The sequence below is a fragment of the Pseudoxanthomonas sp. PXM02 genome, assembly GCF_014851805.1.
GTDB lineage: Bacteria > Pseudomonadota > Gammaproteobacteria > Xanthomonadales > Xanthomonadaceae > Pseudoxanthomonas_A.
On record NZ_JACVAK010000002.1, the window covers coordinates 853,435 to 874,282 of the forward strand.

20 protein-coding genes and 1 tRNA gene are annotated in these 20,848 nt (G+C 63.4%); 10 read left to right on the forward strand and 11 right to left on the reverse strand.

Annotated elements, in window-relative coordinates; all coding sequences use genetic code 11:
- Positions 1 to 143: 143 nt before the first annotated feature.
- The 4 genes from IB225_RS12730 to IB225_RS12745 all read right to left on the reverse strand — a co-directional run bounded on the left by IB225_RS12730 (position 144) and on the right by IB225_RS12745 (position 4,497).
- A complete protein-coding gene (locus tag IB225_RS12730) occupies positions 144 to 1,055 on the reverse strand; it encodes a hypothetical protein (protein ID WP_192311588.1) in 912 nt (303 codons plus the stop codon).
- Between the two features lie 98 nt (positions 1,056 to 1,153).
- Positions 1,154 to 1,795 (reverse strand): hypothetical protein, encoded by a 642-nt coding sequence (locus IB225_RS12735; protein ID WP_192311589.1) that lies wholly within the window; start codon positions 1,793 to 1,795, stop codon positions 1,154 to 1,156.
- A gap of 225 nt (positions 1,796 to 2,020) precedes the next feature.
- A complete protein-coding gene (locus IB225_RS12740) occupies positions 2,021 to 3,313 on the reverse strand; it encodes a hypothetical protein (RefSeq protein ID WP_192311590.1) in 1,293 nt (430 codons plus the stop codon).
- Between the two features lie 65 nt (positions 3,314 to 3,378).
- Positions 3,379 to 4,497 (reverse strand): hypothetical protein, encoded by a 1,119-nt coding sequence (locus IB225_RS12745; protein WP_192311591.1) that lies wholly within the window; start codon positions 4,495 to 4,497, stop codon positions 3,379 to 3,381.
- 112 nt (positions 4,498 to 4,609) lie between these two features.
- Here IB225_RS12745 and IB225_RS12750 point away from each other — a divergent pair, with 112 nt between their 5' ends.
- Positions 4,610 to 5,203 (forward strand): hypothetical protein, encoded by a 594-nt coding sequence (locus IB225_RS12750; RefSeq protein WP_192311592.1) that lies wholly within the window; start codon positions 4,610 to 4,612, stop codon positions 5,201 to 5,203.
- Positions 5,204 to 5,213: 10 nt separating this feature from the next.
- Here IB225_RS12750 and IB225_RS12755 read toward each other — a convergent pair whose 3' ends face one another.
- Both IB225_RS12755 and IB225_RS12760 read right to left on the reverse strand, forming a co-directional pair.
- Positions 5,214 to 5,729 carry a hypothetical protein gene (locus IB225_RS12755; RefSeq protein ID WP_192311593.1) on the reverse strand — a complete coding sequence of 172 codons (516 nt, stop codon included), beginning with the start codon at positions 5,727 to 5,729 and terminating at the stop codon, positions 5,214 to 5,216.
- A gap of 44 nt (positions 5,730 to 5,773) precedes the next feature.
- Positions 5,774 to 6,298 (reverse strand): hypothetical protein, encoded by a 525-nt coding sequence (locus IB225_RS12760; RefSeq protein ID WP_192311594.1) that lies wholly within the window; start codon positions 6,296 to 6,298, stop codon positions 5,774 to 5,776.
- Positions 6,299 to 6,512: 214 nt separating this feature from the next.
- Here IB225_RS12760 and IB225_RS12765 point away from each other — a divergent pair.
- Together IB225_RS12765 and radA are read left to right on the forward strand one after the other, a co-directional pair.
- Positions 6,513 to 6,588 (forward strand) — tRNA-Thr (locus IB225_RS12765).
- A gap of 104 nt (positions 6,589 to 6,692) precedes the next feature.
- Complete coding sequence (radA, locus tag IB225_RS12770) at positions 6,693 to 8,081, forward strand: DNA repair protein RadA (RefSeq protein ID WP_192311595.1); 1,389 nt, start codon at positions 6,693 to 6,695, stop codon at positions 8,079 to 8,081.
- A 128-nt stretch (positions 8,082 to 8,209) separates the two neighbouring features.
- Here the strand turns inward: radA and IB225_RS12775 are convergent, their stop codons facing one another.
- Both IB225_RS12775 and ccsA read right to left on the reverse strand, forming a co-directional pair.
- The gene (locus IB225_RS12775) at positions 8,210 to 8,728 is read right to left on the reverse strand and encodes a demethoxyubiquinone hydroxylase family protein (protein WP_225583732.1); all 519 of its coding nucleotides are present in this window, start codon (positions 8,726 to 8,728) and stop codon (positions 8,210 to 8,212) included.
- Positions 8,725 to 9,516 (reverse strand): cytochrome c biogenesis protein CcsA, encoded by a 792-nt coding sequence (ccsA, locus tag IB225_RS12780; RefSeq protein ID WP_192311596.1) that lies wholly within the window; start codon positions 9,514 to 9,516, stop codon positions 8,725 to 8,727. Before ccsA ends, IB225_RS12775 begins: the two co-directional genes overlap by 4 nt.
- Positions 9,517 to 9,641: 125 nt before the next feature.
- Between ccsA and ffh the strand changes: the two genes are divergently transcribed.
- From ffh to IB225_RS12815, 7 genes are all read left to right on the forward strand, one after another.
- Complete coding sequence (ffh, locus tag IB225_RS12785) at positions 9,642 to 11,012, forward strand: signal recognition particle protein (RefSeq protein ID WP_192311597.1); 1,371 nt, start codon at positions 9,642 to 9,644, stop codon at positions 11,010 to 11,012.
- A gap of 105 nt (positions 11,013 to 11,117) precedes the next feature.
- Positions 11,118 to 11,918, forward strand: coding sequence for an aminotransferase class IV family protein (locus tag IB225_RS12790; RefSeq protein WP_192311598.1), 801 nt, complete (start codon positions 11,118 to 11,120; stop codon positions 11,916 to 11,918).
- Positions 11,919 to 12,024: 106 nt separating this feature from the next.
- Complete coding sequence (gene rpsP / locus IB225_RS12795; RefSeq protein WP_187573069.1) at positions 12,025 to 12,282, forward strand: 30S ribosomal protein S16; 258 nt, start codon at positions 12,025 to 12,027, stop codon at positions 12,280 to 12,282.
- 38 nt (positions 12,283 to 12,320) lie between these two features.
- On the forward strand, positions 12,321 to 12,848 hold the full coding sequence (rimM, locus tag IB225_RS12800) for a ribosome maturation factor RimM (protein ID WP_192311599.1): 528 nt from the start codon (positions 12,321 to 12,323) through the stop codon (positions 12,846 to 12,848).
- 63 nt (positions 12,849 to 12,911) lie between these two features.
- Positions 12,912 to 13,670 carry a tRNA (guanosine(37)-N1)-methyltransferase TrmD gene (gene trmD / locus IB225_RS12805; protein WP_192311600.1) on the forward strand — a complete coding sequence of 253 codons (759 nt, stop codon included), beginning with the start codon at positions 12,912 to 12,914 and terminating at the stop codon, positions 13,668 to 13,670.
- A 149-nt stretch (positions 13,671 to 13,819) separates the two neighbouring features.
- The gene (rplS, locus tag IB225_RS12810; RefSeq protein ID WP_192311601.1) at positions 13,820 to 14,221 is read left to right on the forward strand and encodes a 50S ribosomal protein L19; all 402 of its coding nucleotides are present in this window, start codon (positions 13,820 to 13,822) and stop codon (positions 14,219 to 14,221) included.
- A gap of 134 nt (positions 14,222 to 14,355) precedes the next feature.
- Entirely contained in the window at positions 14,356 to 14,757 is a 402-nt protein-coding gene (locus IB225_RS12815) for a S4 domain-containing protein (RefSeq protein WP_192311602.1), read from the forward strand.
- 69 nt (positions 14,758 to 14,826) lie between these two features.
- On the opposite strand, the gene IB225_RS12820 is transcribed toward IB225_RS12815, so the two are convergent.
- The 3 genes from IB225_RS12820 to mutS form a co-directional block, all read right to left on the reverse strand.
- Positions 14,827 to 15,441, reverse strand: a complete 615-nt coding sequence (locus IB225_RS12820) for a DUF937 domain-containing protein (RefSeq protein ID WP_192311603.1) — start codon at positions 15,439 to 15,441, stop codon at positions 14,827 to 14,829.
- 153 nt (positions 15,442 to 15,594) lie between these two features.
- A complete protein-coding gene (gene katG, locus IB225_RS12825; protein WP_192311604.1) occupies positions 15,595 to 17,841 on the reverse strand; it encodes a catalase/peroxidase HPI in 2,247 nt (748 codons plus the stop codon).
- 408 nt (positions 17,842 to 18,249) lie between these two features.
- On the reverse strand, positions 18,250 to 20,793 hold the full coding sequence (gene mutS / locus IB225_RS12830) for a DNA mismatch repair protein MutS (protein ID WP_192311605.1): 2,544 nt from the start codon (positions 20,791 to 20,793) through the stop codon (positions 18,250 to 18,252).
- Positions 20,794 to 20,848: the final 55 nt, after the last annotated feature.

The following is a 20,848-nucleotide window of genomic DNA, read 5'->3' on the forward strand; positions in this document are numbered from 1 at the left end:
TGCGCCGCTCCCCGACACGACCCCAATGCGGGTTATCCGCATTACGGGCATGGAAGTCCTAGAACTGTGCTGGAAACGCTGCTCCGAGCGAGCCGAAGTGGAGGGCGGGGTAGGGGCACTCCATACAGGCATGCGACAAGGCATCAGTTATCCGCTTTCCTGGGAATGAGAGCCAAGATGTCTTCGACCTCCGCCGCATATTGATGTCCGTTGTACTCACTCAATGCGTAGTTGATGGCTTGCCAGCTCGATGACTGCTCGTGACTCCCTAGGAATTCACGGTACGACGAGAGTAGTCTTTCTGCGCCGATAGAAACACTGGTCTCATCGCTAATTGGCGTGGTTGTCGCCACTTGCATAGGGCCCATTGTCACGCGAGTCTTGAAGAGGAGCAGGATTGGCTCCAATCGACGAACAATCGCGGGTCTGTTGAAGCCCTCGTAGATGAGGACGGCCATGACCAGATTGTATTCATCATCGTCTATGGCGTACTGGCGTATCTGTTTCGCGTAGCGTTCTGTGTACTTGCTGGCTTGCTTCGTTACGTACAGTACTCTCCTTCTGCGTGCTTTGACTTCGGATGTTTCAATGCTGTTGATCGTCTTATAGATGAAAGCGGCAAGAGATAGCCACAACGCCGTGCCGACATCTTGAGGGTCAGGTATGAATAGATCTTTCTTTGTAACTACAAGTTCGTGCAGAGCAAGATACGTGATGACGGAGGCGACCGATGTAAGGATGAACTCTGGAAAATTCACTAGTTCGATTCGATCTGTCGCAAAATTGAAGACAAGCCTGAGCGCAAAGTATAGATACAGGGCGTACGGTAGGGTCTGGACGAATGCATCGTGATTCGTCCAGTACAGGATGATGGCTATGACGCATAGAAAAGCGATTGGCGCAAATATCCGGTACATCGCGCTGAATGCATATGACCCGGATATCTGCGAGAACTGGCCAAGTTGGAAATAGCCAGAACTTATCGAATGTTTTCCTATCCAGTTCGTGGCAAAGAACATCGCGACAGCGATAACGATGGGAAAGGTGTAGAGCATGATGTGGCCGAGAACCTCTTCTCGTATGATGGTGTGCGCGGCAGGGTTGGGGTGGGCCCAGTGTGGTGTTTGAACTTAGGCGGTCGTTCTCGCCGAATTTAGGGCGAACTGCTCGGTGGCAGAGCTTTCGTGGAAGCCACGGGTCTTTCGACATCGACGCCCTTGTCATGTCCGACTGGAACCCAGTAGGCGTAAGCTGCGAAAGCTAGGCCAAGAACGCCTAGTGCGAAACCGCCGACTGAGTAGTACTTCTGGACGCGATACTCCCTGCTTTTGACGGCTACAAGCTCACGAATCTGGATCGTCAGCGGTTCCAGCCGCTCCGGGGTTTGGTGCAGGTCGTCGCGTAGTCGTTCTAGATGAATGCGAAGCTCATTAGGAAGTCCATCGAATGGCTCGCGAATCTTCATCTCCTTGATGAGTCCCTCTATGTGCGGTTGGTGCTCTTGAAGGCTAAGGTTACGTTGCGCCAGAACTTCCCTCAGTAAGATCTTCAGGCAGCGCTGAATGTCATGCTGCGTAACGCCACGCGTTTCGGCGACTTGTTGAATTTGCTGAAGTGACAGAGCTTTTCCCTTATGAATAAGGGTTAGCGTCAGATCTTCCATGAAGACCTTGCGTTGCTTCAGTCGAAGTAATTCGTCGATTAGTGTGTTGCCCTGATAAAGCAGGTAACAGAACCCTCCGGCTAAGAGTGTTAGCAGGGCAATAGAAAGCCACTGTGGAATAGTTGACTGCATGGTTGCTCCCCAGCAACATTTGCGCCTTCACACCCTCAAGCGCCCAAGCTGATCCTCCGCCCGAATGTGATAGGCGTCAAGTGCGTTCAGGGTTTAGTAAACGCGTTTAGTGCCGAGGCGTGTCAGCTACTCATTTAAGGCGATGCACCGGTACGGATTCAGGCATTGCGGACCATTGGTCTTCCTGCTGGTGTTGGCTTGAAGCGTGGCTTTAGTTGGCGACGATCACAAAGAGTCCTCGGAACCCTTCATAAGTATTTCGGCTGCTTTCAGGGACACGCGCTTGTTGACAGTGAGGCTGATAGCAAACTGATGGCTAAGTTCGTTGAGAGAAGTGAACCAGCGATCCATGTGATGTCTCATCAACTCTGGATCCAGTTCGACCCGTCCAGCTTCAGTTTTAACTGGATTGCTCAGGCACACGAACAACATCTGAATCCACCGACATTCCGGGTGCTGAAAAAGCATCCAATATGACCACTCCCTGTCGAGCGCTTGCAGGAACGAAACCACTTCCGGAATCTCATAGAGCTCTCTCGGATCATCGTTGTAGCCGTGGATCGATATTTCGAGCCGCTCAGCCAGCCCCATACAAACTTCTCTGGATGAAACCAGGTCATTGAGAAAAGATAGAGTGTCTCCAATGGTCTGGGCTTCAATGTCCGAGCGGTCTATCCAGTAGTTGATAAGTCTATCTTTTTCTTCCAGCGCAGCCTTGATCGTGTCACTTTCGACAAGGTCGTACGTGAATGGAAAGTTGCCGAGATGGGTCAAGTTGTAATTGATGGAGCTGGTGATAGGTTCCGGGACTGCCATACTTCCACTATGGTCGACGAGAATTGATTCATCGGCTTCCTGATCTATCGCTCTGCGAATGCTGACAATGTCTTCAATAGCTTCTGACGATTCGGATATGTCAGGGACGAAGAGCAGAAAGCTATAGGAGTTTATGGTTATCTGGCGGAATGACCAGTACATGCTGTCGAAGCTTCTGGGTCTAAAGACGCCAACCCTAAACCAGTCGGGGTGATCAACAATCGGTGATTGTTTTTTTGCTGGGGCGATGTCGTACACGCCGCCAGTAGTTGGTGCGATGGTCCGGAGTCTGAGAATTAGGTGTTCTGGTATTGCTTGGTTGCCAAGCACAACATTCTTGTACTGGCCGAGAATTTCAGTGTCGCTGTTATGGGCTCTGGCTGAGTTGTAAGAGATCTTCAAGAGCCAGCGAACAAGTAGACTGTAGTCATATGAAAGTTCAGTCTTGCTATCTACATAGACGTAATTTACTAGGCTGGAGAAGAAAAGATCTCTACCATACGAGTCCAAGTCTGATAGCGCTCCGCTGTTGCAGCCTTCGCATACATCCCGTATGGCTAGCTCTGTCTTTACTATCTTTCCTTTGGCTCTCTCATTAAACCCAACATCGTTAGGGCTTGGGTCATATTTGTAGTACCAGCTTGGAATTATGTGTTCTCTTGTGGCCGGCTTATCGTTTCCGCAGTACGCGCAGATTGCCATCTTTCAATCTCCAGTTCGACGTTAAAGCTCTGGCGAGTCCGGGCTTTTTGGTCAACAAAGGCAGCTTAGTTGCAAGTCGTAGTCGCCGTATTGCCATAACCCACCGTTCGGCAAGTAGTCGTCTTAAGGCTGCGCAGGAAGTTCTGGAAGTTGGCTTGTTGTTGCGCGCGTGCTTGTGCCTGCATGGCAGCAGCTTGATCCTGCATCGCCATTACCTTGCCCTGTTCGGCAGCAATTAGCCCCCGTTCGAACATCTGCTTCTGCTGGATGGCGTCCTGCTGGTCCCTGATATCGGCTTCCTTCTCGATAGCGAGGTAGTCGAATTCCTCGACCGAAATTTCCTTCTTGGCGAGCCGGGACGCCAACAGGCGGTAGTACGTGACCAGCTGCTTCTTGCGATGGGCTTCCAATGCCTGGGAGAAGTCGAGTTCGGCTTCTTTGTACTCGACCGCAGCTTGGCCGTAGGAGATTTGCCCGGATGCATGCCTTTGGCTGATTAGCTCGCCTTGGATGTTCAACTTGGCCAGAGCAGCAGTTCCACCATAGGCATCGGTAAGCTTGTCGTCGCGGAAGACGGCGACCACCGGTCCGCAGTTGTAGGGCAGTCCATTCGCCAGAAAGCCGGTGTACTCGCGGATGACGAAACCCGTGCCGGGAATCTGCTCGGTTGTGCGTGGCATGCGTGCAAGCGGCTGGCTTGCTGATATCGCCACATAGGGCGTGTCTTTCGAGTTCTGCAGGAAGCTGTAGTCGCTGCACATGGTCGAAAGCGACGCGGCGATCTCGTTGGTCAGCAGCTTGGTGAAGTCGTTGTATGAGCCGTGGATCTTGCGTTCGCCGTTTGAGCCCTGCTTGAAATCCAGTTCCCTACTGTCAGCATAGGTAATGGACACCGACTGGGGCGTGGTCGTCAGGTAGGCATAGATGACATGTCGGTTGTTCCATTCCTTGGTGACCCGCATCCGGTAGCCGCCCGGAACTTCCGTCATGCCGTACGAGCCATCAACCTTCCAATCGTTCTTGGACGACTTTACGGCTTCGAGGGCAACACCCAGCAGCTGCAATGGGTGCCGTTGCGGATTTATCGAGATCGGGGCGGGTTCCTTCAGCGTGGCTGCAATGGCGGGCAACGAGCCCAACGCAATCGAGAGCCCCACGGCAAAGGCAGTGAATCTGGCACGCATCCTTGTTGTCCCCTTACTGATCAGTACTTTGGCCCTATGGCATGCAATTGCTGGGCCACCCCGGGCTAATGATGCTCCTTTCGGGGCCTGATTGGATGATCCGGAGCCCCTGATGGATACTTCCGGGACGACGAGGGGGAAGGGTATGGGCTACGCGCCAAAAGCGATCTTGATGGGGGTGCTCGCTTGGCCTTTTGCTGGCCTTGCGGCTGGCCCCAACGAGGCCATTACGGGTGGGCAGTGCCCGAGCAATGAAGGTTTGGCCAGCCTGTGCACTGCCGTCAGTCTGCTGCAGGAAGATCGGGATCCTGATAGTCCTTACGTGTACGCATACCAGCGCATCGTGGACAAGGCGGCGTGTGCCGACTACGAGCACGATGAGGCGGACCGGTACTCGCAAAAAGTGCGCGATCTTTGGGTGGCCCATCCTAGCGCCTTCATCTGCAAGAACATCCCAGGGTTCGACGTCAATCCGGGCAGCATCTTGAAGTTGGCCGCCCGCTATCAGTTCAAGGACTTCCTTGTGATGTCGGCCCAAGTGTGGAAGGTAGATCTCAACCAAGTAGACGATGCAGACGGAAGAACCCTGCTGGACTACGTCGACAAGGAGTTGGAGCTCAAGCGTGGAACGGTCAACGAGCCATCGTTGCGGCAGTACCACGACATGCTGAGAAAGGCGGGCGCAAAACGCGCCTCAGAGTTGTAGGCGCAGTGAGCTAAAGCTCCGGCCTGTGCTTGGCGCCAGCGGTGCGCAACATGTCGTAGTAGGACTTCAGCTTACTTTCGATGGAAGTCCCTCTATTGCGTTCGATTTCTTTCTGGACATAGTCCAAGACCGTGCGTCCATCGCTGGGGTCGACCCTATTCAAGTTGACCTTCCAGATCATTGAGGCGTCGAACAGGAAGTCCTCGAATCTGGCGCTCGCCGCAAACTTCAGCATGCTGCCGTTTTGTACGTCGAACCGCGTGTTGTTGCAGATCAGTTTGTCTTCGTACTTGGTCCACATTGCACGGATCTTTCGGCCCGCTTCTTCTTCCGAGTCTTCGGGGGTCACGCAAGCCGCATCCGAAATGATCCTTTGGTACGTGAACTGATACCTGCCTGTGTTGTCCGTCGAGGCCGTCCCTATCGCCATGCAGATATTGGGCAGCTTGTCGCCGTTCGGGCAGACGGGGGCCTTCTGGGCAAGGCAGGTAACGGGAGTTGCGATCATTAGGAACAGTGGCGCCAAGCGCCTTAGATTCCCCTTCGCGGTCTCGGTGGCTGACTTGGGTGTCATAGCTCCGACCTGTGCTTGGCGCCAGATACCCGCAACATGTCGTAGTAGGACTTCAGCTTCGGCTCGATGGCGTTTCCCTTGTTCCGATCGATTTCCTTGCTCACGTAGTCGAGCAATGTTCGGCCGTCAGACGCATCAATACGATTCAGGTCGACCTTCCAGACCATCGCAGCGTCGAACAATAAATCCTCGAAGCGAGCACTCGCCGCGTACTTCAGTAGACTTCCATTCTGAACATCGAACCGAACGTGATTGCACGTTAGGCGATCCTCGAACTGTTTCCACATCGCGCGAATCTTCTCCGCTGCGACGGACTCCGAATCGGACGGGCTGGCGCAAGCGGCGTCTGACACGATCTTTTGATAGCGGAACTGATATTCGCCAGTGGGATCTCTCTGCGCATCCATGACTGCGATGCACAGCTGACCCAGATTGTTCCCATTCGGGCACGTAGGAGCCTTCTGCTGCGCCAGACAGGGCAGGGCGCTGCCAAGCATCAGTATCAGAAGCACCAATCGCACGTGTTAGCCCCTTGCCCAGTTGTCGGTCATTGTCTGACTGGCTCGCCTTCCCGGCTTACCAGAGGCTTATCCCAGTCCAGTCTCATGCCGGCAGTACCCCTTCCACCCTAGATCCATCATGCCCGTGGACTAGTCGCAGGACTACTTCCACAACATCGGGCCGTACCCCCCGCATTGACCCGCCCCCACCCCAGCCCCTAAAATTCGCGGCTCCGCCGGAATAGCTCAGTTGGTAGAGCGGCGCATTCGTAATGCGTAGGTCGTAGGTTCGATTCCTATTTCCGGCACCAGTCGTGACAAGGCCCCGCTTCGGCGGGGCTTTGTTTTTTCCGGGTCTCGCCCGCGGAGACGGCGGGCCGATACAGTAGCCGCTCGCCGTCCCGACAGGTTCCCCGTGGCCAAGACCTCCGCCAAGTCCCGTACCGCCTACGTTTGCACCGAATGCGGGGCCGAGCACAGCAAGTGGCAGGGCCAGTGCGCCGACTGCGGGGCCTGGAACTCGCTCAGCGAGATCGTGCTGGAGACCGCCGCCGGCGCACCCGCCGCTGCCCGCCGTTCCGGCTGGGCCGGGAAGGCCGAAGCGCCCAAGATCACCGCGCTGAAGGACGTCCGCCACAGCGAAGAGGCGCGGGTGACCACCGGCATCGGCGAGTTCGACCGCGTGCTGGGTGGCGGTCTGGTGGAAGGCGCCGTGGTGCTGGTGGGCGGCGATCCCGGCATCGGCAAGTCGACCCTGCTGCTGCAGGCCCTGGCCCGCATGTCGGCCAGCCTGCCGGCGCTGTATGTCACCGGCGAAGAGTCGCTGGCCCAGGTCGCCGGCCGTGCCGTGCGCCTGGACCTGCCGCTGGACAACCTGCAGGCGTTGGCCGAGACCGGCATCGAGAGCATCCTGCAGCACGCCTCCGTCGCCCGGCCCAAGCTGATCGTCGCCGACTCCGTGCAGACCCTGTGGACCGAATCACTGACCGCCGCGCCCGGTTCCGTCAGCCAGGTGCGCGAGAGCGCCGCCCGGCTGGTGCGCTACGCCAAGGAGACCGGCACGGCCGTGTTCCTGGTGGGCCACGTGACCAAGGAAGGCGGCATCGCCGGCCCGCGCGTGCTGGAGCACATGGTCGATGCCGTGCTGTATTTCGAAGGCGAGAGCGGCAGCCGCTTCCGCGTGCTGCGCGCCTTCAAGAACCGCTTTGGCGCGGTGAACGAACTGGGCGTGTTCGCGATGGGCGAGAAGGGCCTGAAGGAAGTGCCCAACCCGTCGGCGATCTTCCTGTCCGGCAGCGCCCAGCAACCCGGCAGCTGCGTGATGGTCACCCGCGAAGGCACGCGTCCGCTGCTGGTGGAAGTGCAGGCGCTGGTGGACAGCTCACCGCTCTCCAACCCGCGCCGCGTGGCGGTGGGCCTGGAGCAGAACCGCCTGGCGATGCTGCTGGCCGTGCTGCACCGGCACGGCGGCGTGGTGGTGGGCGACCAGGACGTGTTCGTCAATGTCGTCGGTGGCATCCGCGTGCAGGAGACCGCCGCCGACCTGCCGGTGCTGCTGGCCGTGCTGTCCTCGCTGCGCGACCGCCCGTTGGCCGAGAAGACCGTGGCCTTCGGCGAAGTAGGCCTGTCGGGCGAGATCCGCCCCGTGCCCAACGGCGAGGAGCGCCTGCGCGAAGCCGCGACACACGGCTTCAAGCGTGCCATCGTGCCCAAGGGCAACGCGCCGAAGTCGGGCACGTTCAAGGGCCTGGAGGTGGTGGCGGTAGAACGGCTGTCGCAGGCGCTGGAAGCGGCGGCGGAGTAGGGCGGAGCCGTTGTAGGAGAGACGTGAGTCGCGACCGCACGGCTCGCGCACGCGATGACGTTTCAAGACAAGTCGATCGTGCGGTCGCGACTTACGTCGCTCCTACAGGAAGCGGGTTGCGCGCGTTGTCAGAGGCGCATGCCCAGCCAGATGACGGCTTCGGTCGACACGCGCACGATGGGGGTCAGGAGCGGTGGCCAGAAGGCGCCCGCCTGCATGGCGTCGCGTCCGTGGTCGTGATGCTCCTGTTCTTCGGCCACGATGCGCGAGACCGCGTCGAATGCCTCCCGATCGGTGTCGCGCAGCTGTTGTTGCTGCTCCAGCAGATGCGCCAGCACGACGCTTTCGACCGCATAGGTGGTGGCGGCGATGGCGGACGATCCCAACGCGCCGGTCAGCAGGCCCAGCGTCCAGCCGCCGATACCGCACAGAACGTAGCTGCGGCAGCGGCGCACACCGCGCGCCTGCAGACGATCGCGGAACAGCGCGCGGTGGCCGAGTTCATGGTCGAGGAAATGCCGCAGCAGCGGCGTCAGCTGCGGCGCGGTCCAGCTCGACACCAGGATCTGCGCGCGATAGATGTTGACGGCGCCGTGCTCGCCCGCATGATCGACCTTCAGGATCCGGTCGCCCAGGCGCGTACTCAACCGCGCCTCAGCACCATTTCATAGACGAACTTGCTGCCGAAGAACGCCAGCAGCAGCAGCGCCATCGCGGTCAGTGTCCAATGCACGGCCTTGGCGCCGCGCCAGCCGTAACGCCAGCGGCCGACCAGCAGGGCGCCGAAGGTCAGCCACGACAGCACGCTCAGCACCGTCTTGTGGGTGAGCTTCTGGACCAGGAAGTCTTCGACGAACAGCACGCCGGTCAGCAGCGTGGCGGTCAGCAGGATGAAGCCGACCGTGATCGTGCGGAACAGCAGGTCTTCCAGTTCGGTCAGCGGCGGCAGCGCGCGCAGCCAGACGTGGAATTCGCGCCGGCGCAGGGCGCGCTCCTGGGCCGACAGCATCACCGCCAGCAGCGCGGCGATCGCCAGCGCGGCATACGCCAGCAACGCCAGCCAGGCGTGCAACTGCACGCGCCAGTCCAGCCCGACCGACGTCTGGTGCCCGTAGACGTGGTAGAGCGTCAGCATCAGCGAGGCCAGCGGGAAGGCCACCACGCCCAGGGCGGCCATCCGGCCGCGGACCGCGACCAGCAGCGTCATCACGGCCATCCCCAGCGACACCAGCGACAGCGCGGCGAAGAAGTGCATGTCCGGCCCACCCGGCGTACGCCAGGCGACCAGCAGGTGGTAGGTGCCATGCAGGAGGACGGCGCCCAGGGCCGGCCAGACCCAGGGGCGCGGCGCATCGCCGGCGTCGCGGGTCACGGAACGGACCAGCAGGGCGGCAGCCAGCAGGTAAAGCGCGACGGCGATGAGAATGACTGTCATCGGAGGAGTGTCGCACAGCGGACGGCGCGGGCGCAGGGGCGAAGACGGCCTGCAGGGGAGCGCGACGGAGGCGCACGGCGGGGCCGCTATAATCGCCGTCCGTTTTCCCTGGTCCTGCCTGCCCCATGTTCGAATCCCTGACCCAGCGACTCTCCGGCACCATCGAACGCCTGCGCGGCCGTGGCCGCCTGAGCGAGGAGAACATCCGCGAGGCCACCCGCGAAGTGCGCATCGCCCTGCTGGAAGCCGACGTGGCCCTGCCGGTGGTGCAGGCGCTGATCGAACGCATCAAGGTGCGTGCGGTCGGCCAGGAAGTGCTGAAGTCGCTGACGCCCGGCCAGGCGCTGATCAAGGTGGTCCGCGACGAGCTGACCGCGGTGATGGGCTCGCAGGCCAGCGACCTCAACCTCAACGTGCCCGCGCCCGCCGTCATCCTGATGGCCGGCCTGCAGGGCGCCGGCAAGACCACCACGGTCGGCAAGCTGGCCAAGCACCTGCGCGAGAAGCGCAAGAAGAAGGTCATGGTGGTCAGCGCCGACGTGTACCGTCCGGCCGCCATCGAGCAGTTGAAGACGCTGGCGCAGCAGGTCGACGTGCTGTTCTTCCCGTCCGATGCCGGGCAGAAGCCCGAAGCCATCGTCCGCGCCGCCATCGACGACGCGAAGAAGTCCTTCGTCGACGTGCTGCTGGTCGACACCGCCGGCCGCCTGGCGATCGACGAGGCCATGATGGCCGAGATCAAGGCGCTGCACGCGGCGGTCAAGCCGGTCGAGACGCTGTTCGTCGTCGACGCGATGACCGGCCAGGACGCGGCCAACACCGCCAAGGCCTTCAGCGAAGCGCTGCCGCTGACCGGCGTGGTGCTGACCAAGACCGACGGTGACGCACGCGGTGGCGCCGCACTGTCCGTGCGCTACATCACCGGCAAGCCGATCAAGTTCATCGGCGTGGGCGAGAAGCCCGACGGCCTGGACGTGTTCCATCCGGAGCGCGTGGCCAACCGCATCCTCGACATGGGCGACGTGCTGTCGCTGGTCGAGCAGGTCGAGCAGAACGTCGACCGCGAGAAGGCCGAGAAGCTGGCCGCGAAGGTCATCAAGGGCAAGAAGTTCGACCTCAACGACATGCGCGACCAGCTGGAGCAGATGCAGAACATGGGCGGCATCGGCGGCCTGATGGACAAGCTGCCGGGCATGGGCCAGATCCCCGAGCACGTGAAGCAGCAGGTGCAACAGGGCAAGGAAGTGCCGCGCATGATCGCCATCATCAATTCGATGACGAAGAAGGAGCGTCGCAATCCGGCGCTACTCAACGGCTCGCGCCGCGCGCGCATCGCCAAGGGCGCCGGGCTGACGCCGGCCGACGTCAACAAGCTGATGAAGCAGTATCAGCAGATGGAAAAGATGATGGGCAAGCTGGCCGGCGGCGGCATGAAGGGCCTGATGCGCAACATGAAGGGCATGATGGGCGGCCGCGGCGGGATGCCGTTCCGCTGAGTCGCGGCGCTCTTTCCTGTGGGAGCGACGTCAGTCGCGATCTTGTCTCCGTTCATCGCGACTGACGTCGCTCCCACATTCGACTGAAGCGTAGATCCGGCCCGCATGACATCCGCCTTCCTCAACGGCAAACCCGCTACCGCCGACGACCTGCGCGCACTGGCACTGGCCAACTACGGTCACTTCACCTCGATGCAGGTGCGCGACGGCGCCGTGCAGGGGCGCACGTTGCACGTGCAGCGCCTGCAAGAGGCGACGCTCGCGTTGTTCGGTGCCACGCTGGATGGCGAAGATGCGTTGAAGTTGGCCGCAAGCGCGATGCGCGAGGCAGGCCTGCGCGATGCCTCGGTGCGGATCACCGTGTTCTCCACCCGGTTCGACTACCGCGATCCCGCACGCAGCGTTGTACCCGACGTGCTGGTGTCGCTGTCGCCCGCGTCGTCGCCGGACAAGCCGGCGCTGCGGGTGAAGTCGTATCCGTTCGTGCGCCCGCTGCCGCAGTACAAGCACGTGGGCACGTTTCCGCTGTTCCACTATCGCCGGCAGGCACTGGCCGACGGCTACGACGACGCGTTGTTCGTCGATCCGGCGGGGCAGGTGGTCGAGGGTTCGATCTGGAACCTGGGCCTGTGGGATGGCCAGTCCGTCGTCTGGCCCGAGGGGCCGGCCCTGCGGGGTACGGCGGAGCGGCTGCTTCAGGCCGCGCTGGACGAGGCGGGCATCCCCCATCGGTCCGCCCCGGTCAATCTGGCCGACGTGGCGGGCTTCCGCGCCGGATTTGCCTGCAATGCCAGTGGCTTGCAGCCGGTGGTGGCCGTGGACGCTGTCGCATGGGGAACTGATACCGCCCTGATGACCCGGCTTAAAGCGGCGCTGGACGCCGTGGCGTGGGAGCCGCTGGCCTGAGCCCGTGCGGTATCGGAGCCGGGGTGGGTTTTCCTGAGCGATTCAATGGCTTAGAATAGCCGGCTTACCTCGCCATTCTGGCGACTGGGCAACACTGGAAAACACCATGGTCAAGATCCGTCTCACCCGCGGCGGCGCGAAGAAGCGCCCCTTCTACCACATCATCGTCACCGACTCGCGCAGCGCGCGCGACGGTCGCAACATCGAGCGCGTGGGTTACTACAACCCGGTCGCCGCCGGTAACGAAAAGCGCGTCGAACTCGACGTGGCCCGCGTCGACCATTGGGTCGGCAACGGCGCCCAGCTGACCGAAAAGGTCCGCAACCTGTACAAGGAAGTCGCCAAGTCCGCTTCCGCGGCCTGAGTGACCAGGCCGCGCACATCGCGCGGCCTTCTGTTCGCATGAACACCGAGCGCCCACCGACTCCGCAGAAAATGATTCTGCTGGGAAGGCTTCTGGGCGCTTTTGGTGTGCGCGGCCAGATCAAGATCGAATCCTGGACGGAGCCGCGCGAGGCCATCTTCCGCTACCAGCCGTGGATTCTTCGCGATGCCAGCGGCGCCGAGCGTGAGCTCAGCGGTGCGCGTGGCAAGGCCTCGGGCAAGCATCTGGTGGCGACCCTGCCGGGTGTTGAGGATCGCGACCAGGTGGAGGCGATGCACGGGCAGGAGATCCTCGTCCCGCGCTCCGCGCTGCCGCCGCCGAGTGCCGGCGAGTTCTACTGGGTCGATCTGGAAGGCCTGCGCGTCATCAATGCCGACGGCACCGATTTCGGCACCGTCTCGCACCTGTTTTCGACCGGCGCCAACGATGTGCTGGTGGCGCGCGGGGATCGCGAGCGGCTGATTCCGTTCGTGGACCCCGATTACGTCCGATCCGTGGATTTCGAGGCCGGCGTGGTCACCGTGGACTGGGATCCCGAGTTCTAGCCGTTTCGCAGGCGACCGCTCGCGCGGGTACCCTGCATCCTCACCGACTTGCAGCCGATCGCCATGCGCATCGACGTCATGACCCTGTTCCCCGACTTCATCGCCCAGGCCGCCGCCGTGGGCGTGGTAGGGCGTGCGCAGGAGCGGGGCCTGTTGTCGCTGCACGGCTGGAATCCTCGCGACTACGCCAGCGGCGGCTACCGGCGCGTCGACGACCGTCCCTTCGGCGGCGGGCCCGGCATGGTGATGATGATCGAGCCCCTGCAGGCCTGTCTGGCGGCCGCACGCGCTGCGGATCCGGCCCCGGCGCCGGTGATCTACATGAGCCCCCAGGGCGCGCCGCTGACCCAGAAGAGGGCGCGCGAACTGGCGGCGCTGCCACGGATGATCCTGCTGTGCGGCCGCTATGAAGGCGTGGACGAGCGCTTCCTCGACGCCGAAGTCGACGAGGAAATCTCCATCGGCGACTACGTGCTGTCCGGTGGCGAATTGGCTGCCGCGGTGCTGATCGACGCGGTCGGCCGCTTGCAGGACGGTGCGCTGAATGATGCCGATTCGGCCGTCCAGGACAGTTTCGAAGGCGATGGGCTGCTGGATTGCCCCCATTTCACCCATCCGTCCAGCCATCCGCTGGGCGAGGTGCCGGCGGTGCTGCGGTCTGGCGACCATGCCGCCATCGCCCGCTGGCGCCGGCAGCAGTCGCTGGGCCGGACCTGGTTACGACGGCCGGACCTGCTGGACGAGACAGCCCTGTCCAAGGCGGACAAAGCCCTGCTGGCGGCCTTCCGGGCGAGTCTCACGGGCGGGGAAGGGGCAGGGTAGCCAGCCCGGCCGGGAATCCGGTAGAATGCGCGACCCTTGGGCGGTTCTCGCCCCCGGATCCCATAACAATATCGTGCAGCGCAATCCGGCGACTGCATCAGTTTCAGCTGTCGCAAGACACGATCACGCATACAAGCATTGGTGCCAACATGAGCAAGCTCCTCCAGGAATTCGAAGCCTCCCAGATCACGCGCGAGCTGCCCGCGTTCGGCCCCGGTGACACCGTGGTCGTCAACGTGAAGGTCAAGGAAGGCAACCGCGAGCGCGTGCAGGCGTACGAAGGCGTCGTCATCGCCAAGAAGAACGCCGGCCTGAACTCGGCCTTCACCGTCCGCAAGATCTCGCACGGTTACGGCGTCGAGCGCGTCTTCCAGACCCACAGCGCCTCCATCGACTCGGTCGAAGTGAAGCGTCGCGGCAAGGTCCGCGCCGGCAAGCTTTACTACCTGCGTGACCTGGAAGGCAAGGCTGCCCGCATCAAGGAAGATCTGGCCGCGAACGCCGCCGCCAAGATCGCCCGCCAGGCTGCCGCCGCTGCTGCTGCCGAGTAATTCCGGCACAAGCACGTCGCACGAACGGCCACCTTCGGGTGGCCGTTTGCGTTTCCGGTGATGGCACAAGAAGGCACACTGCCTGCACCTCCCTCCGCGCCGTGGCGCGAAACTGAAGTTTTCCGTCAATCGCGATGATCGAATCTCCGCTCTCCTCCGTCCGCCTGGACCTGTGGCTCTGGGCGGCGCGCTTTTTCAGGACCCGCAGCCTGGCCAAGCAGGCCATCGAGACCGGCAAGGTTGATGCCGCGGGCCAGCGCGCGAAATCATCGCGCGCGGTGCGGGTGGGTGATGTCCTGACGATCACGCGCGGCGAAGACGTCTTCGAGATCGAGGTGCAGGCACTCAGCGAGCAGCGGGGACCGGCGTCGGTTGCGCAGGCGCTGTACACGGAATCGGAGGCGTCCCGGCAGCGGCGCGAAGCTGCGCTGGCGGCCCGGCGGGCGGAACGTGCGGGTTATCAGGCACCACAGTCGCGTCCTGACAAGCGGGCGCGCCGGTTGATCCGCGCGCTGGGCGACATCGACGCGCTGTAACGGCTGCGGAAACAAAGAAGGGCGCCCTTGGCGCCCTTCTTCTTCATCGCATCGATGTCCGCGGAAGGCTCAGCGTCCTCCACCGAACATGCCGCTGCCGATCTTGAGGATGTCGCCCAGTCCCAGCTGGCCGTCGCCATCCTGGTCCAGCACGGCGCCGAGCAGACCTCCGCCCAATCCGCCCTGCTGCTGTACCTGACGCTGCTCCTGCCCCAGCACTTCGGCCAGGCCCAGTGGGTTGTTCTGTGCGCTGCGCTGGCCCATGCGCTGGGCCAGGAAAGCGAGCACGATCGGGGCGAGGATTTTGAGCAACTGGCCGGCGCGTTCGCCGCCCAGGCCGGTCGCCTGGCCAAGGCCCAGTTCTGCGCGATTCTGCTGTCCACCGAACACATGGCCGAGGATGCCGGCGCCATTGGCCTGCGGTGACGAGGCGCCACCGAGCACCGCGCCCAGCACGCTGCCGATATCAAGACCGTTGTGGTTGCGCTGCAGCGCACCGAACAGGGCTTCCGCTCCCTGCGGCTGCGACGCGTTGCGGCCCAGGGCACCCAGCAGCAGGGGAAGGGCGGCACCGACGGCACTGGAGGCCTGCATCTGCCCGATACCCAGCTGTTGCGACACCTGCTGCAGCGGCGCGCCCTGCAATTGGGCGAAGAGGTCTTCGGCGAGGGAAGCGTTGCTCATGGTGCGTTCGTCCTCCTGGACGCGTTGGGAAGCGGCGCATCATGCTAGCGCCAATCTGAGCGCTCTCCGACTCACAATAACGTCCGCCCGACCGGCGGAAACAACGACGCCGCATGCCCGAGGGGACATGCGGCGCCGGAGTCGCACCCAACGTTAGTGCAGGTCGAAGCGGTCCAGTTCCATCACCTTGGTCCAGGCGCCCACGAAATCGTCGACGAACTTCGCCTTGCCGTCATGGCTGGCATACACCTCGGCCAGTGCTCGCAGGACCGAGTTGGAGCCGAACACCAGGTCGGCGCGCGAACCCGACCACTTCACGTCGCCGCTCTTGCGATCGCGACCCTCGTAGCTGTTCGCACCGGTGGGCTTCCACTCCGTGCCCATGTCGAGCAGGTTGACGAAGAAGTCGTTGCTCAGCGTGCCCGGTGCGTCGGTGAAGACGCCCTGCTTGCCGCCATCGGCGCCCGCTCCCAGCACGCGCAGACCACCGACCAGCGCGGTCATCTCGGGCGCCGTCAGCGTCAGCAACTGCGCGCGATCCACCAGCAGGTGTTCCGCGGGCACCGCCGAGCGGCCCTTGAGGTAGTTGCGGAAACCGTCGGCGAACGGTTCCAGCACGGCGAACGATTCGACATCGGTCTGGTCAGCCCGTGCGTCGGTACGGCCCGCGCGGAACGGCACGGTGATGTCGCGGCCACCGGCCTTCGCGGCCTGCTCCACGCCGACGCCACCGGCCAGCACGATCAGGTCGGCCAGCGACACCTTCTTGCCGCCGGAGGCGTCCAGGTTGAATTCCATCTGGATGCGTTCCAGTGCCTTCAGCACCTTCGCCAGTTGCTCGGGCTGGTTGACCGCCCAGTCCTTCTGCGGAGCCAGGCGGATGCGCGCACCGTTGGCGCCGCCGCGCTTGTCGCCACCGCGGAACGTCGAGGCCGATGCCCAGGCGGTCGACACAAGTTCGGCGACCGACAGGCCGGAGGCGGCGATCTTCTGCTTCAGCGCGTCGACGTCACCGGCATCGATCTGTGCGTAGTCCGCCTTCGGCAACGGGTCCTGCCACACCAGTTCTTCCTTCGGCACTTCCGGGCCGAGGTAGCGCACGCGCGGACCCATGTCGCGATGGGTCAGCTTGAACCAGGCACGCGCGAAGGCTTCGGCGAACGCCTGCGGGTTCTCCAGGAAGCGCTTGGAGATCGGGCCATAGATCGGGTCGAAGCGCAGCGAGAGGTCGGTGGTCAGCATCTTCGGACGCTGCTTCTTCGTCTTGTCGTGCGCAAACGGCACGTCTTCCGGCGCATCCTTCGCCACCCACTGGTGGGCGCCGGCCGGCGATTTCTCGAGTTCCCACTCGAAGCCGAACAGGTTTTCGAAGAACTTGTTGCTCCACAGCGTCGGTGTCTGTGTCCACGTCACTTCGATGCCGGAAGTGATGGTGTCGCCGCCCTTGCCGCTGCCGAACTTGTTGTGCCAGCCGAAGCCCTGCGCTTCGAGTTCGTCGGCTTCGGGCTCGGCGCCCACGTTGTCGGCCGGGCCGGCGCCGTGGGTCTTGCCGAAGGTGTGGCCACCGGCGATCAGGGCGACGGTTTCCTCGTCGTCCATGGCCATGCGACCGAAGGTGTCGCGGATGTCTTTCGCTGCGAGCAGCGGATCGGGGTTGCCGTCCGGGCCTTCCGGATTCACGTAGATCAGGCCCATCTGCACGGCGGCGAGCGGGTTCTCCAGCCGACGCGAGTGCACGTCGCCGTCAGCGTCGTCATCGGAAACCAGCACGCCCTTGTCGCCCGGCTTCTCGACACCTTCCGAACCGTGCGCGTAGCGGATGTCGCCACCCAGCCACGTCGTTTCGCGCCCCCAGTACACGTCCTGGTCGGGTTCCCACACATCCTCGCGGCCACCACCGAAACCGAAGGTGCGGAAGCCCATCGTTTCCAACGCCACGTTGCCGGCCAGGATCATCAGGTCGGCCCATGAGATGGCCTGGCCATACTTCTGCTTGATCGGCCACAGCAGGCGGCGCGCCTTGTCCAGGCTGACGTTGTCCGGCCAGCTGTTGAGCGGCGCGAAGCGCTGCTGGCCACGTCCGCCACCGCCGCGCCCGTCGCCGATGCGGTAGGTGCCTGCGCTGTGCCAAGCCATGCGGATGAAGAGGCCACCGTAGTGCCCGAAGTCGGCCGGCCACCAGTCCTGCGAATCCGTCATCAGGTCACGCAGGTCCTTCTTCAGTGCGTGGTAGTCCAGCTTGTTGAAGGCCTCGGCGTAGTCGAAGTCGCCCGCCAGCGGATTGGAGCGCGAGGAATGCTGGTTCAGCAGGTCCACGCGCAGCTGGTTGGGCCACCAGTCGCGGTTGCCGGTGCCGCCGCCTGCGGTCTGGTGGAACGGGCACTTCGATTCGGTGGTCATGGATTTCCTTCCTTTGGCCGTCGGGTCTGTGGGTGGGAATGTCGATGGAACAGGGGATGCGCAAGGCGATGCAGCACGACGGGACCTCAGTCGCGCACACCATGGAAGAAGAGGGGCGGGGGATGCCGGTGGTCCGGCGGCGGGGGCGCTTGCATGGCTGACGTCCTTGAAGGGCGTTGGCGGATGGCGACCAGACTAGAGAGTGCGAACGATCAATGAAAATCGTTTGTGACGAAGAGTTCGATAGCGCTGTTCAATGGTGCGTTGCGCCATCAGTGGCGCTCTCCGTCGCTGGCGTCACGATACTCCGCGAGCGTTACGCGGATGTTGTAGATGCGTGCGCAGGCAGATGCCGCGGCCTTCGCCGCGACATCCGGAGACGTGTGCGGTGCGCGCAGGCGCGTCCGGTCAGAGCAGGGCCTTGAGCCGGTAGACGGCTTCCAGCGCCTGCTTCGGTGTCAGCTCGTCCGGATCGATCGCCGCGAGCGCTTCCTGCGCCGCCGATGGCGCCGCAGCGAACAGGCCGAACTGCTGCGGTGCGTCGAGAGCTTGCGGCGCCATGTCGGAGGCATGCGTTTCGCGACCGCGCTGCTCCAGTTCCGCCAGACGGCGACGTGCCTGCTGCAGCGTCGTCCTGGGCAGGCCGGCCAGCGCCGCGACCTGCAGGCCGAAGCTGCGGTCGGCCGCGCCGTCCTTCACCGCATGCATGAAGACCAGCGTGTCGCCGTGCTCCACGGCATCCAGGTGCACGTTGGCGATGCCGCTGGCGGGTTCGCTCGCCAGTGCGGTCAGCTCGAAGTAATGCGTGGCGAACAGCGTGTAGCAGCGGTTGCTGGCAGCCAGGTGGCGCGCCACCGCATCGGCCAGGGCCAGGCCGTCGTAGGTCGAGGTACCACGGCCGATCTCGTCCATCAGCACCAGCGACTGCGCGGTGGCGTGGTGCAGGATGTAGCTGGTCTCGGCCATTTCCACCATGAAGGTGGATTGCCCGCGCGCAAGATCGTCGCCGGCGCCGATGCGGGTGAGGATGCGGTCGATCGGACCGATAACCGCGCGCGAGGCGGGCACGAAGCTGCCGATGTGCGCGAGCAGCACGATCAGCGCGTTCTGCCGCATGTAGGTCGACTTGCCGCCCATGTTCGGGCCGGTGATCACCAGCATGCGGCGGCCGTCGTCCAGCCGCAGGTCGTTCGGTTCGAACGGCTCCTTGCGGACAGCTTCCACCACCGGATGGCGGCCGCGCTCGATGCACAGGCCCGGCGCGTCGCCGAGTTCGGGTTGCGCCCAGTCCAGCTCCTGCGCGCGCTCGGCGAACGACGCCAGCACATCGAGTTCGCTCAGCGCGCCGGCGCAGCGCTTCAGCGGCTCCAGGCGTGCATTGAGCGTGTCCAGCAATGCGTCGTAGAGCAGCTTCTCGCGCGACAGCGAGCGCTCCCGCGCCGACAGCACCTTGTCCTCGAACTGCTTGAGTTCCTCGGTGATGTAGCGCTCGGCGCCGGTCAGCGTCTGCCGGCGGGTGTAGTGCACGGGCGCCTTGTCGGCCTGGCCCTTGCTGATCTCGATGTAATAGCCGTGCACGCGGTTGTAGCCGACCTTCAGCGTGGCGATGCCGCTGCTCGCGCGCTCACGCGCTTCCAGATCGACCAGGAACTGGTCGGCGTTGGTGCTGAGCCGGCGAAGCTCGTCGAGTTCGGCATCGTAACCATCGGCCAGCACACCGCCATCGGTGAGCTTGAGCGGCGGCTGCGGCGCCACGGCGGCCAGCAGCAGCGCCGCAGTGTCGTCGTGTTCCCCCAGTTCGGCCGCCAGCGCCTGCAGGCGTGGCGAGTCGAGCGGCTGCAGGTGGTGGCGGACGTCGGGCAGCAGCGCGAGGCCGTCGCGCAGCGTGGACAGGTCGCGCGGCCGCGCCGAGCGCAGCGCCACGCGGGTGAGGATGCGTTCCAGGTCGCCCAGCGCACGGAAGCCGGTACGCAGGTCGCGGTCCGTGCCATGTCCGATCAGCGTCGCCACGGCGTGGTGACGTCCACCCAGCACGGCGCGATCGCGCAACGGCCGGTGCAGCCAGCGGCGCAGCAGGCGGCCCCCCATCGGCGTGACGGTGGTGTCCAGCACGCCAAGCAGGGTGTGCTTCGTGTCGCCGTCGACGCGGGTGTCGAGTTCCAGGTGCCGGCGCGTGGCCGCATTCATTGCGATGGCGTCGCCGGCGGACTCCAGGGCGATCGCGGTCAGGTGGGGCAGGCGCTGCTTCTGGGTTTCCTCGACATAGCCGAGCAGGGCACCGGCCGCACCGGTGGCCAAGGCCTTGTCGTCAATGCCGAAGCCGGTCAGGTCATGCAGGCCGAAGAAGGCGAGCAACTGCCGGCGTCCGCTGTCCGGATCGAACAGCCACGGTGCGCGCCGCCGGATACCGGTGCGCTGCTGCAGGAATGCCGGCAGGCCTTCTTCGTCGGGGATCAGCAGTTCGGCCGGTTCCAGTCGTGCGAGCTCGGCTTCCAGCGCATCGTCGCTGTCCACCTCGTTGACCATGAAGCGTCCGCCGGCCAGGTCGGCCCAGGCCAGGCCGTAGCCCGAGCGTCCACGGCTCACCGTCATCAGCAGGGTGTCGCGACGTTCGTTGAGCAGGGCCTCGTCGGTCACCGTACCCGGCGTCACGACACGCACCACCTTGCGTTCCACCAGACCCTTGGCCAGCGCCGGGTCGCCGATCTGTTCGCAGATCGCCACCGATTCGCCCAGCGCGACCAGCCGCGCCAGATAGCCCTCGCAGGCATGCACCGGCACGCCTGCCATGGGGATCGGCGCTCCGCCGGAACTGCCGCGCTGGGTCAGCGTGATATCCAGCAGTCGTGCGGCCTTGCGCGCGTCGTCGTAGAACAGCTCGTAGAAATCCCCCATCCGGAAGAACACCAGCAGGTCCGGATACTCCGCCTTGGCGGCGAAGAACTGCTTCATCAGGGGCGTGTGTTCCGACTTGTCTTTGCTCACGAGGCCAGCGGGGAAAGGAAGG